The organism is Streptomyces sp. NPDC031210 (genome assembly GCF_055570395.1).
This window is the reverse complement of the sequence record NZ_JBVIHH010000021.1, coordinates 18,487-30,405: the sequence shown is the minus strand read 5'-3', so window position 1 is coordinate 30,405 and position 11,919 is coordinate 18,487. Positions and strand designations below refer to the sequence as shown.

Annotated in this window: 10 protein-coding genes; 6 read left to right on the top strand and 4 right to left on the bottom strand. The window is 73.5% G+C overall.

All coding sequences use genetic code 11. From position 1 onward, the window contains the following. Positions 1 to 11: 11 nt before the first annotated feature. Complete coding sequence (locus ACZ45Z_RS29860) at positions 12 to 998, top strand: NAD-dependent epimerase/dehydratase family protein (RefSeq protein ID WP_468368913.1); 987 nt, start codon at positions 12 to 14, stop codon at positions 996 to 998. Between the two features lie 77 nt (positions 999 to 1,075). On the opposite strand, the gene disA is transcribed toward ACZ45Z_RS29860, so the two are convergent. Together disA and radA are read right to left on the bottom strand one after the other, a co-directional pair. After that, positions 1,076 to 2,200, bottom strand: a complete 1,125-nt coding sequence (gene disA, locus ACZ45Z_RS29855) for a DNA integrity scanning diadenylate cyclase DisA (RefSeq protein WP_468368910.1) — start codon at positions 2,198 to 2,200, stop codon at positions 1,076 to 1,078. Between the two features lie 123 nt (positions 2,201 to 2,323). Continuing rightward, the gene (gene radA / locus ACZ45Z_RS29850) at positions 2,324 to 3,736 is read right to left on the bottom strand and encodes a DNA repair protein RadA (RefSeq protein WP_468368907.1); all 1,413 of its coding nucleotides are present in this window, start codon (positions 3,734 to 3,736) and stop codon (positions 2,324 to 2,326) included. A gap of 197 nt (positions 3,737 to 3,933) precedes the next feature. Here radA and ACZ45Z_RS29845 point away from each other — a divergent pair, with 197 nt between their 5' ends. Continuing rightward, complete coding sequence (locus tag ACZ45Z_RS29845) at positions 3,934 to 5,691, top strand: RNA polymerase sigma factor (RefSeq protein ID WP_468368905.1); 1,758 nt, start codon at positions 3,934 to 3,936, stop codon at positions 5,689 to 5,691. A gap of 49 nt (positions 5,692 to 5,740) precedes the next feature. Here the strand turns inward: ACZ45Z_RS29845 and ACZ45Z_RS29840 are convergent, their stop codons facing one another. Then, positions 5,741 to 6,583, bottom strand: coding sequence for a DUF3109 family protein (locus ACZ45Z_RS29840; protein WP_468368902.1), 843 nt, complete (start codon positions 6,581 to 6,583; stop codon positions 5,741 to 5,743). 57 nt (positions 6,584 to 6,640) lie between these two features. On the opposite strand from ACZ45Z_RS29840, the gene ACZ45Z_RS29835 reads away from it, so the two are divergent. The 4 genes from ACZ45Z_RS29835 to ilvD all read left to right on the top strand — a co-directional run bounded on the left by ACZ45Z_RS29835 (position 6,641) and on the right by ilvD (position 11,316). Beyond that, positions 6,641 to 7,573 (top strand): Ppx/GppA family phosphatase, encoded by a 933-nt coding sequence (locus tag ACZ45Z_RS29835; protein WP_468368901.1) that lies wholly within the window; start codon positions 6,641 to 6,643, stop codon positions 7,571 to 7,573. Between the two features lie 124 nt (positions 7,574 to 7,697). Continuing rightward, complete coding sequence (locus ACZ45Z_RS29830; protein ID WP_468369052.1) at positions 7,698 to 8,510, top strand: sugar phosphate isomerase/epimerase family protein; 813 nt, start codon at positions 7,698 to 7,700, stop codon at positions 8,508 to 8,510. Continuing rightward, a complete protein-coding gene (locus ACZ45Z_RS29825) occupies positions 8,507 to 9,232 on the top strand; it encodes a TetR/AcrR family transcriptional regulator (protein ID WP_468368899.1) in 726 nt (241 codons plus the stop codon). Before ACZ45Z_RS29830 ends, ACZ45Z_RS29825 begins: the two co-directional genes overlap by 4 nt. A 233-nt stretch (positions 9,233 to 9,465) precedes the next feature. Next, the gene (gene ilvD / locus ACZ45Z_RS29820) at positions 9,466 to 11,316 is read left to right on the top strand and encodes a dihydroxy-acid dehydratase (RefSeq protein ID WP_468368897.1); all 1,851 of its coding nucleotides are present in this window, start codon (positions 9,466 to 9,468) and stop codon (positions 11,314 to 11,316) included. A 50-nt stretch (positions 11,317 to 11,366) separates the two neighbouring features. Here ilvD and ACZ45Z_RS29815 read toward each other — a convergent pair whose 3' ends face one another. Continuing rightward, positions 11,367 to 11,843 carry a hypothetical protein gene (locus ACZ45Z_RS29815; protein ID WP_468368894.1) on the bottom strand — a complete coding sequence of 159 codons (477 nt, stop codon included), beginning with the start codon at positions 11,841 to 11,843 and terminating at the stop codon, positions 11,367 to 11,369. Between the last annotated feature and the right edge of the window lie 76 nt (positions 11,844 to 11,919).

Below are 11,919 nucleotides of genomic sequence, written 5' to 3'. Positions count from 1 at the left end.
CAGTCAACGCCATGAGGCTACTGATACTGGGCGGTACGGAGTTCGTGGGGCGGGCGGTCGCCGAGGCGGCGCTGGCACGTGACTGGCAGGTGACGGTCTTTCATCGAGGCAACCACGCACCACCGGAGGGCGTGACGGCGCTGCACGGCGACCGGAGCGCGCCGGCGGGCCTCGCGGCCCTGGAGAGCGGCGAGTGGGACGTCGTCGTCGACACCTGGAGCGGCGCCCCGTCGGCGGTGCGGGACGCGGCGCGGCTGCTGGCGGGCCGGGCCGGCGGGTACGCGTACGTCTCCAGCCGGTCGGTCTACACCTACCCGTCAGCCGCCGGACTCGACGAGAGCGGCCCCGTGGTGGACGGCTTCCCGGACGCCACCGACTCCGGTGACTACGCCAAGGCCAAGCGGGGCGGCGAGCTGGCCGCCGTCGACGCGTTCGGCGACCGGGCGCTGCTGGTCAGGGCGGGGCTGATCATCGGCCCGTACGAGAACATCGGGCGGCTTCCGTGGTGGCTGAGCCGGATCGCCCGCGGCGGCCCGGTCCTCGCGCCGGGGACGCGCGAGCTGCCCCTCCAGTACGTCGACGCCCGCGACCTCGCCGAATGGACGCTGGACGCGCTGCGCGACGGGCTGGGCGGCCCCTACAACCTGGTCAGCGCGCCGGGGCACACGACGATGGGCGAGCTGCTGGAGACCTGCGTGAAGGTCACCGGCTCGGACGCCGAACTGCGCTGGACGGCGCCGCGGGACGTGCTCGCCGCGGGCATCGAACCGTGGAGCGAGCTGCCGGTCTGGCTGCCGCCGGGCGAGCTGTACGACACCATGCACGGCGGCGACGTCTCCAAGGCCCTCGCCGCCGGGCTGCGCTGCCGGCCGGTCGGGGAAACGGTGGCCGACACCTGGGCCTGGCTGCTGAGCATCGGCGGGACGGCGCCGCAGCGCCCCGACCGCCCGGTGGTCGGCCTGGCACCGGAGAAGGAAGCGGCACTGCTGGACGGTTGAGCGGCCTCGGGGGTGGCCGGCTATGCGTACGGCCCGCCCGGAGAGCACCGGGCGGGCCGTACACGGGGTCGCGAGGCTTAGACGTACCGCTCCAGGATCGAGGACTCCGCCAGGCGGGACAGGCCCTCGCGGACCGAGCGCGCGCGGGCCTCGCCCACACCGTCCACGGCCTGGAGATCGTCCACGCTCGCCGCGAGCAGCTTCTGGAGGCCGCCGAAGTGGTCGACCAGGCGGTCGATGACCGTGCCGGGCAGCCGGGGCACCTTCGCCAGCAGGCGGAAACCGCGCGGCGAGACGGCGGAGTCCAGCGTCTCGGGCGAGCCGCTGTAGCCCAGCGCGCGGGCCACGGTGGGAAGTTCGAGCAGCTCGGTGTGGGTGAGCGCGTCCAGCTCGGAGAGCGCCTCGACCACCGTGCGGGAGCGCTTGGCGGTCGGCTCGGGGACGTAGTCGCGGACGACCAGCTCGCGCTCGGGCTCCACGCCGGCGATCAGCTCGTCGAGCTGGAGGGTGAGCAGTCGGCCGTCCGTGCCCAGCTCGACGACGTACTCGGCGATCTCGGTGGCGATCCGGCGGACCATCTCCAGGCGCTGGGCGACGGCGCTGACATCGCGCACCGTCACCAAGTCCTCGATCTCCAGGGCGGAGAGGGTGCCGGCGACCTCGTCCAGGCGGAGCTTGTAGCGCTCCAGGGTGGCCAGCGCCTGATTGGCGCGGGAGAGGATCGCGGCGGACTCCTCCAGCACCCGGCGCTCGCCGTCGACGTACAGCGCGATCAGGCGCATCGACTGGCTGACCGAGACGACGGGGAAACCGGCCTGGATGGAGACGCGCTGGGCGGTGCGGTGGCGGGTGCCGGTCTCCTCCGTCGGGATGGAGGCGTCCGGGACGAGCTGCACACCGGCCCGCATGATCTTGGTGATGTCCTTGTCGAGCACCAGGGCGCCGTCGAGCTTGCACAGCTCGCGCAGCCGGGTCGCGGTGAACTCCACGTCCAGCACGAAACCGCCGGTGCACATGGACTCGACGGTCTTGTCGAAGCCCAGCACGATCAGTCCGCCCGTGTTGCCGCGCAGGATGCGCTCCAGGCCGTCGCGCAGGGCCGTACCGGGAGCGACGGCGCTCAGTGAGGCGCGCATCAGGCCCTCGGTGCCGGATCCCCCACCGGACCTGCCGGGAGACGATGCCCGGTCGTTGGCTGCCACTGCACTCCTCCGTCGCAAGGTCTGTCGGTCCGCAGGCCGCCCGGCCCATGCCGCGGTGACGTACCAGCGGAGCGTACCTGGCCGACGGCAAGACTGCGGTGACGGGCGAGACCAGGGCAAAGTCTACCGGCGCTGCTCCTCTTCTCGCGGGGCCTCCCGCCGCGGCCGTTTGGGAAGGACGCTCAGCGCCTGCCCCACGTCGGCGACTTCCAGCACCCGCATGCCGTCGGGGATCTTTCCGGGGTCGGACGGGACCAGCGCGTGGGTGAAGCCGAGCCGGGCCGCCTCGGACAGCCGGCGCTGCACGCCGGTGACCCGCCTGACCTCACCGGCGAGCCCCACCTCGCCGATCGCGACGAGGTTTTTGGGCAGCGGGGTGTCACTGGCGGCGCTGGCCAGCGCGAGCGCCACGGCCAGATCGGCGGCGGGCTCGGTCAGCTTCACGCCGCCGACCGTCGCGCTGTAGATGTCGCGCTTGCCCAGGGCGGTGATCCGGCCGCGCTGCTCCAGGACGGCGAGCATCATCGAGACGCGGGAGGTCTCCAGGCCGGAGGTCGTGCGCCGGGGGGAGGGGATCTGGGAGTCGACGGTGAGCGCCTGGACCTCGGCGACCAAGGGGCGGCGGCCCTCCAGGGTGACCGTCAGGCAGGTGCCGGGCACCGCCTCGGCGCGGCGGGTCAGGAACAGGCCGGAGGGGTCGGCGAGGCCGGTGATGCCCTCATCGTGCAGCTCGAAGCAGCCGACCTCGTCGGTGGTGCCGTAGCGGTTCTTGACGCCGCGCACCAGGCGCAGCCGGGCGTGCCGGTCGCCCTCGAAGCTGAGGACGACGTCGACGAGATGCTCCAGCAGGCGCGGCCCGGCGATGGCGCCGTCCTTGGTGACATGGCCGACCAGGAGGGTGGACATCGCGCGGTCCTTGGACGCCCGGATCAGCGCCCCGGCGACCTCGCGGACCTGTGCCATGCCGCCCGGCGCGCCGTCGATCTCGGGCGAGGCGACGGTCTGCACCGAGTCGAGGACGAGCAGGGAGGGCTTGACCGTGTCCAGGTGGCCCAGGACGGCGGACAGGTCGGTCTCGGCGGCGAGGTAGAGGTGGTCGTCGATGGCGCCGATGCGGTCGGCGCGCAGCCGCACCTGGCTCGCGGACTCCTCGCCGGTGACGTACAGGGTGCGGTGGTCGGCGGAGGCGGCCTTGGCGGCGACGTCCAGCAGCAGGGTGGACTTGCCGACGCCCGGCTCGCCGGCGACCAGCGCGACCGCGCCGGGCACCAGCCCGCCGCCCAGCACGCGGTCCAGCTCGGGCACGCCGGTGGAGCGGGCGGTGGCCTGGCGGCCGTCGACCTGGCCGATGGGCAGCGCGGCGGTGGTGACCCGGCCGGGCGCGGTGGTGCGCACCGCGGGGGCGCCGCCGAACTCCTCGACCGTGCCCCACGCCTGGCACTCGGGGCAGCGGCCCAGCCACTTGGCGGTGGTCCAGCCGCACTCGGTGCAGCGATAGGAGGGGCGCTCCTTGGCCGACGTTTTTCGGGTTGCCATGGGGTCACCGTAACGGCGGGGTCCGACAGTGCCGGCGCGCGCGGTCCGTTGCGCCGGGTGGGTGGCGTGTGTGGACCGCTCGGCGGCCGGAAATCGGCGACCGGTGTCCCCTTTTGAGGGAGATGGTCACCCGTAAGGGTTAAAAGAGCCCGACAGGAGCGAGTGCGGCTGCATCACCCGCCTACCGTCGCCAGGTGATGAGCAGCAGGCCCGAGCACCCCAGGCACACCACCGGCGCACACCGGTCGCGCGGCGCGGCGCCGCGCCGGAGCCGGCCGCAGCCCTCCGAGCGGCCCGACCGCACAGAACACCCTGACGCGCACGACCGCCAGGACCTCGGCACCCCCAAGGACCACCACGACCGCTGCGCCCCGTACCTGGACGGGTTGTTCACCTACTGCCTGTCCGTCCTGTGCGAGCACGACGCGGCCGCCGCCGTCCTCGGCGAGGTGCTGGCGCTGGCCGAGCGGCACCACGGCCGGCGCCCCGACGACCCCGCCCTGTACCGCCCCTGGCTCTACGCCCTGACCCGCTGGGCCTGCCTGCGCCGGCTCACCGGGCGGGCCGCCCCGGGCCGTCCCGGCGACGGACCCGACTCCGAGCGGCGCCGGCGGGAACTGGCCGTGCTGGCCTGGCCCGAGGCGGCCGGGACCACTCCCGAGCAGCGGGAGGCGCTGGAGCTGTCGGTCCGCCACCGCCTGGGGGCCGACGAGGTGGCGGCGGTGCTCGGCGCCGATCCGGTCGCCACCCGCATCCTGCTGGCCGCGGCCTCCTGCGAGGTCGAGCGGACCCGGGCGGCGCTGGCGGTCGTCGAGTTCGGCCGCTGCCCGGATGTGGCCCAGCTCGCGGGCGACACCCAGATGCTGCTGGGCGTCGCGCTCCGCCGGGAGCTGGTGCGTCATGTCGACGACTGCGCCGAGTGCCGGCGGACCGCCGAGCGGGCCACCGCGGCCGGGCCGTGGCCGGGCACCGCGCCCGCGGACCGGGGCGCGCTGCCGCTGGTCCCCGCGCCTCGGGAGGCCGTGCTGCGGGCGCTGTCGGGCGCCCGGCGCGCGAAGCCGGGACGCTCCGGCCGCGTCGGCCGCGAAAACGGTTCTCCTCGCTACGACCGCAACGGCTTCCCCGTCGGCCCCACCGACCGCGCCGCCCGCCGCCGCCGGCTGCGCAACCGGGCCCTGACGACGACGGTGGTCGCCACCGTGCTGGCCGCGCCGGTGCTGGCCCTGTGGGCGGCCTACCGCGGTGCGCCCGTGACGGGCGAGACGGCCGGCGCGCCGGCGGTGACGGCCAACGAGTCCGACAGCGCGGACGACCGGCTGGACGGCCGCCCGTACGAGAAGGCGGGCAACGCCGCGGCGTCCCCCGGGCCCGGCTTCCGGGCGGGGGCGGGCACCCCCGACGTGTCGGTCGAGGTGATCGGCGCGGACGACCGCCCGCCGCCCGGTGAGGACGGCCGCGAACGCTGGGGGCCGGGCCGGCTGACGGTGACGGCGCATCCCCGCGGCGCCACGACGGTCATCACGCTCCGCGCCTCGGGCGGCGCCCCGGTGCGCTGGCAGGCGTCGGCGGGCGCGGCCTGGCTCCAGATGAGCCACACCGCCGGTGAGCTGCTGCCGGGGGAGTCCGCGACGATCACGGTCTACGTGGACCACGACCGGGAGCCGGCGGGCCACTGGCGGGCCCGGATCGCCGTCACCCCCGGCACCGCCGTCGTCACGCTGGAGGGCTACGGCGCGACGGGCCCCGCGCCCGGCCCGGACGATCCCGGTCCCGCCGACCCGCACCCGTCGCCGTCGACTCCGGTGCCGCCGTCGCCCGATCCGACGCCGACCCCCGATCCGACCCCGACCCCGACGACGCCGAGCCCCACGCCGACGCCCACGGATCCGGCCACGTCGTCGCCCGATCCGTCCCCGGTCGGCACGCCGTCGAACACGACGAAACCGGCCCGCTGACGGCGTACGGGCGCCGCCTGCGGACCGGGCGGAGGCCGCCTGCTACTTCCTACTTCCGCGGCGGATCCGCCGGGTGGGGCGCCATCGGCAGCGTCGCCGCCAGCCGCTCCTCGCACAGCTCGGCGAGCCGCGCGTAGCCCTTCTCGCCCATCAGCTCGGTCAGCTCCGGCTTGTAGGAGACGTACACCGGCTCCCCGGCGCCGTGCGCGGAGGTCGCGGACGTGCACCACCAGTGCAGGTCGTGCCCGCCGGAACCCCAGCCGCGCCGGTCGTACTCCCCGATCGTCACCTGGAGGACGCGGGTGTCGTCCGGCCGGTCGATCCAGTCGTACGTGCGGCGCACCGGGAGCTGCCAGCAGACGTCCGGCTTGGTCTCCAGGGGCTCGCGGCCCTCGCGCAGCGCGAGGATGTGCAGCGAGCAGCCGGCGCCGCCCGCGAAGCCGGGGCGGTTCTGGAAGATGCAGGAGCCTTCCCAGCGCCGGGTCTGGCGCTCGCCGTCCTCGTCCTCCTGCACCCAGCCGCTGTCCGTGCCGACGTCGTGGAACTGCCACAGGTCCGGCGTGAGACGCGCCACATGCCCGGCCACCCGCTGCTCGTCGTCCTCGTCGGAGAAGTGCGCGCCGAGCGTGCAGCAGCCGTCGTCCGCGCGGCCGGCCTGGATGCCCTGGCAGCCGCTGCCGAAGATGCACGACCACCGGGAGGTCAGCCAGGTCAGGTCGCAGCGGAAGAGCTGCTCGTCGTCGGAGGGGTCGGGGAAGGTGACCCAGGCGCGGGCGAAGTCGAGGCCGACCTCGTCGGCCCGGGCCCCCGGCGCCCCCGCCGTCTCGCGAGCGCGCCGCTTTTCGTCCTGCTTCAGGGCTTTTTCCTGCTTCGCCTTTTTCGTCTTTGCCACGTGTCCAGCGTAAGGCGGCCGACAAGAGATGCCCGCCACGGCAGTAGGTTTCCCCGTATGAGACTCGGAGTCCTCGATGTGGGTTCGAACACGGTCCACCTTCTCGTGATGGACGCGCACCCGGGCGCGCGCCCGCTGCCCGCCTATTCGCACAAGGCGGAGTTGCGCCTGGCCGAACTCCTCGACAAGGACGGCGCCATCAGCGATCCCGGGGTGGACCGGCTGCTGGCCACCCTCCGCGAGGCGATGCAGGTGGCCGAGGACAAGGGCGCCGAGGACGTCCTGCCGTTCGCCACCTCCGCGGTCCGCGAAGCCCCCAACAGCGAGGACGTGCTGCGCCGCCTCGCCGAGGAGACCGGCGTCAAGCTGCGGGTCCTCTCCGGCGAGGACGAGGCCCGCCTCACCTTCCTCGCCGCCCGCAGGTGGCTCGGCTGGTCCGCGGGGCGGCTGCTGGTGCTGGACATCGGCGGCGGCTCGCTGGAGATCGCCTACGGCCTCGACGAGGAGCCCGACGCGGCCGTCTCGCTGCCGCTCGGCGCGGGCCGGCTGACCGGCGCCGAACTGCCCGGCGACCCGCCGCACAGCGAGGACGTACGGGCGCTGCGCCGCCGCGTACGGGCCGAGATCGCCCGCGTGGTGAGCGAATTCACGCGCTACGGGACGCCCGATCACGTCGTCGGGACCTCGAAGACGTTCAAGCAGCTCGCCCGGATCGCGGGTGCCGCGCGCTCGGCCGAGGGCCTGTACGTCCAGCGCGAGCTGACCCGCAAGAAGCTGGAGGAGTGGGTGCCGCGGCTGGCCGGGATGACGGTGGCCGAGCGCGCCGAACTGCCCGGCGTTTCCGAGGGCCGCGCCCGCCAGTTGCTCGCCGGGGCCCTGGTCGCGGAGGCGGCGATGGACCTGTTCGGCGTCGAGTCGCTGGATCTGTGCCCGTGGGCGCTGCGCGAGGGCGTCATCCTGCGCCAACTCGATCACCTGCCACCGTCGTAACCTCGCTCACCTGGCACCCTCGTCACACCGCGCGCCCCGGAGCGGATGCCCGATCCGGCTGTCGTCCGGGTCTCCTGCCCCACGGGCAGTCCCGGCCCGTACGCTGTCCCTCGTGACAGAGCCAGTGGTGCGCATCCCGGATGCGAAGGTCGCCCTGTCCACGGCCTCGGTCTATCCGGAGTCCACGGCGACGGCCTTCGAGATCGCCGCGCGCCTGGGGTACGACGGCGTCGAGGTCATGGTGTGGACCGACCCGGTCAGTCAGGACATCGAGGCGCTGCGCCGGCTTTCGGACTACCACGGCGTGCCGGTGCTGGCCGTGCACGCGCCCTGCCTGCTGATCACGCAGCGGGTGTGGTCCACCGACCCGTGGGTCAAGCTCCAGCGCGCGCGCCACGCCGCGGAGAAGCTGGGCGCCTCCACCGTCGTCGTCCATCCGCCGTTCCGTTGGCAGCGCAACTACGCCAAGGGGTTCGTGCGCGGGGTGTGGCGGATGGAACACGAGACGGACGTGAGGTTCGCCGTCGAGAACATGTATCCGTGGCGCTACCGCGACCGCGAGATGCTGGCCTACGCCCCGGACTGGGACCCCACCACCGACGACTACCGGCACTTCACCATCGACCTGTCGCACACCGCCACGGCGCGCAACGAGGCGCTGGAGATGGTGGAGCGGATGGGCGACCGGCTGGCGCATGTGCACCTCGCCGACGGCAACGGCTCCGCCAAGGACGAGCACCTGGTGCCCGGCCGCGGCGGCCAGCCCTGCGCCGAGTTGCTGGAGCGGCTGGCCGCCACCGGCTTCACCGGCCATGTGGTGGTCGAGGTCAACACCCGCCGGGCGATGTCCGCGGCCGAACGCGAGGCGGACCTCGCCGAGGCGCTGGCCTTCACCCGGCTGCACCTCGCCTCGCCGACCTGGGTCCCGGGGTCGTGACCGGCCCCTCCCGGCCCGACGAGCGCCGATCCGACGACGGCGACGGGCCCGCCGACCACGCACCCGACGGCGCCGGCGACGGGCCCGCCGCCGACCCCGTCCCGCCCGCTTCGGACCCCGCCCCGCCCGCCCGGAAACGCGGCCGTCCCGCCCGTGCCGCGTCCGACGCCGGGCCCGGCGCCCGGGACCGGATCCTGGCCGCGGCCCGTACGGAGTTCGCCGAGCGCGGCTACGACAAGGCGACCGTGCGCGGCATCGGCCGGGCGGCCGGAGTGGACCCGGCGCTGGTGCACCACTACTTCGGCACCAAGGAACAGGTCTTCGCGGCGGCCATCGAGCTGTCCTTCGCGCCCGCGCTGACCATGCCGGAGGTCCTCGCGGGCGGCGGCGCGGTGGGGGAGCGGATGGCCCGCTACCTCTTCGGCGTCTGGGAGAACCCGGTCAGCCGGGAGCCGCTGCTGGCGATCCTGCGCTCGGCGCTGACCAACGACACCGCGGCGGCGGTCCTGCGAAGCCTGATCGAACGCCGGCTGCTCCCGCGGATGGCGGGCGAACTGCCGGTGCCCGACCCGCAGTTCCGGGTCCAGTTGGCCGCCGGCCATCTGATCGGCGTGGCCGTGCTGCGCTACGTGATCAAGATGGAGCCGGTCGCCTCGGCCGACGCGGAGGAGATCATCGCGATGGTCGCCCCGACCCTCCAGCGGTATCTGACCCAGCCCTGAGCGGCCCACGGACGAGCCGCCGTACGGGCGCACCCGCGCCTGCGAAGCCGTCCGCACTCCGGGCAGCCGTCTCACATTCCGGAGTCACTGTCCGGATCTTGGATCAAGGGCGTAATCTCGGATGAGCTGATATGTGATGCCGATATCGACGCTGCCCGCCGGCGGGCAGGGCCGGACATCGACACGGCAAGACGGCAAGACGGCAACGTACGAATCCCGAGGGAGTGACCATCGTGCCCGAGCTGAGGTCCCGCACCGTTACCCATGGCCGCAACATGGCCGGCGCCCGAGCCCTTATGCAGGCCTCCGGCGTAGCGCGGGAGGACTTCGGCAAGCCGATCATCGCCGTCGCCAACAGCTTCACCGAGTTCGTGCCCGGCCACACCCACCTCCAGCCGGTCGGCCGGATCGTCTCCGAGGCGATCCACGCGGCGGGCGGCATCGCGCGCGAGTTCAACACCATCGCGGTGGACGACGGCATCGCCATGGGCCACGGCGGCATGCTCTACAGCCTGCCCTCCCGCGACCTGATCGCCGACTCCGTCGAGTACATGGTCGAGGCGCACTGCGCCGACGCGCTGATCTGCATCTCCAACTGCGACAAGATCACGCCGGGCATGCTGATGGCCGCCATGCGGCTCAACATCCCCGCCGTCTTCGTCTCCGGCGGCCCGATGGAGGCCGGCAAGACCACCCTCGTGGACGGCACCGTCCGCACCCTGGACCTGGTCGACGCCATCTCGGACGCCGTCAACGACAAGATCTCCGACGAGGACATCCTCCGCATCGAGGAAAACGCCTGTCCGACCTGCGGCTCCTGTTCCGGCATGTTCACCGCCAACTCGATGAACTGCCTGGCCGAGGCCATCGGCCTGGCCCTGCCCGGCAACGGCTCGGTCCTCGCCACGCACACCGCCCGCAAGGCGCTGTACGAGAACGCCGGCCGCACGGTCGTGGAGATCACCAAGCGGCACTACGACGAGGACGACCACACCGTCCTGCCGCGCAACATCGGCACCCGCGCCGCCTTCGAGAACGCCATGGCCCTGGACATCGCCATGGGCGGCTCGACCAACACGATCCTGCACCTGCTCGCCGCGGCCCAGGAAGCGGGCCTGGACTTCGACCTGGACGACATCAACGACGTCTCGCGCCGCGTCCCGTGCCTGGCGAAGGTCGCGCCGAACGTCGCGCCCGGCGGCACGTACTACATGGAGGACGTGCACCGCGCCGGCGGCATCCCCGCCATCCTCGGCGAGCTCTACCGCGCCGGCATGCTCAACGAGGACGTGCACACCGTGCACAGCGCCTCGATGGCCGACTGGCTCAAGACCTGGGACGTGCGCGGCGGCTCGCCGTCCGCCGAGGCCGTCGAGCTGTGGCACGCCGCCCCCGGCTGCAAGCGCTCGGCGACCGCGTTCTCCCAGTCCGAGCGCTGGGACAGCCTGGACCTGGACGCCGCCGGCGGCTGCATCCGCGACCTGGCGCACGCCTACTCCACCGACGGCGGCCTGGCGGTCCTCAAGGGCAACCTCGCCGAGGACGGCTGCGTGGTGAAGACCGCGGGCGTCGACGAGTCGATCTGGACGTTCGAGGGCCCGGCCGTCGTCTGCGAATCGCAGGAAGAGGCCGTCGAGAAGATCCTCGGCAAGAAGGTCAAGGACGGCGACGTGGTCGTCATCCGCTACGAGGGCCCCAAGGGCGGCCCCGGCATGCAGGAGATGCTCTACCCGACGTCCTTCCTCAAGGGCCGCGGCCTGGGCAAGACCTGCGCCCTGGTCACCGACGGCCGCTTCTCCGGCGGCACGTCCGGCCTGTCCATCGGCCACGCCTCCCCCGAGGCGGCGTCCGGCGGCACGATCGCCCTGGTCGAGGACGGCGACCGCATCCGCATCGACATCCCCAACCGGTCGATCGAACTCCTCGTCTCGGACGAGGAACTGTCGGCCCGCCGGGAAGCCCTGGGCGGCGTCTACGCCCCCAAGCAGCGCGAACGCAAGGTCTCGCAGGCCCTGCGCGCGTACGCGGCCATGGCCACCAGCGCCGACAAGGGCGCGGTCCGCGACGTGAGCAAACTCGGCTGACACCCTCAGCGGTACGCAGCGGCCCCCGTCGTGGACGACGGGGGCCGCTGTCATGCACGGGGCCGCCGGGCGGGGCAGGGCAGCCCGGGGGCGGCCCGGTTGGGTGAGCACGTCACCAGGGCGATCGAGTGGAAGACAGTGCCGCGCAGATAGTGGCCGAGTGACACGTCTCCGCCCCACGCCAGCCGCTCGACCGCGGCGTTCACCAGGAGGACCGACCTGGCCGCTTCCCGGTCACTCTCGGAGGCCAACCGGGGCGCGAGCTCTGCGAGTCGCCGCGCCAGCCATGCGCCGGCCTCCTTCGGCTCCTCCCAGGTCCCCCGGATCGCGGAGGGCGGCTTCATGAGCCAATGCGCCGTCTGGAGCGGTGGCACGTCGCAGTTCGGGAACGCGGCGACGGCTTCTCGGTACCGGTCGAGTACCTCCTGGGCGCTGGTCGCGGTCGGGGCCTGACCGGGCGGTCTGCGGACGCTCTCCCTGTCGAACGTCTTCTTCTCCCCGAGCCATGCGTAACCGTGGTGGTGCAACCGCTGCTCCGTTACGAGAAAGGACGACTACGCAAGAGGACGACGGCCCCACCCGATGGCGTGGGCAGGGCCGTCG

Coding starts and splice junctions, on each gene's coding strand:
- ACZ45Z_RS29860 (WP_468368913.1), top strand. CDS start 12: ATGAGGCTACTGATACTGGGCGGTACGGAGTTCGTGGGGCGGGCGGTC.
- radA (WP_468368907.1), bottom strand. CDS start 3,736: ATGGCAACCCGAAAAACGTCGGCCAAGGAGCGCCCCTCCTATCGCTGC.
- ACZ45Z_RS29845 (WP_468368905.1), top strand. CDS start 3,934: ATGAGCAGCAGGCCCGAGCACCCCAGGCACACCACCGGCGCACACCGG.
- ACZ45Z_RS29835 (WP_468368901.1), top strand. CDS start 6,641: ATGAGACTCGGAGTCCTCGATGTGGGTTCGAACACGGTCCACCTTCTC.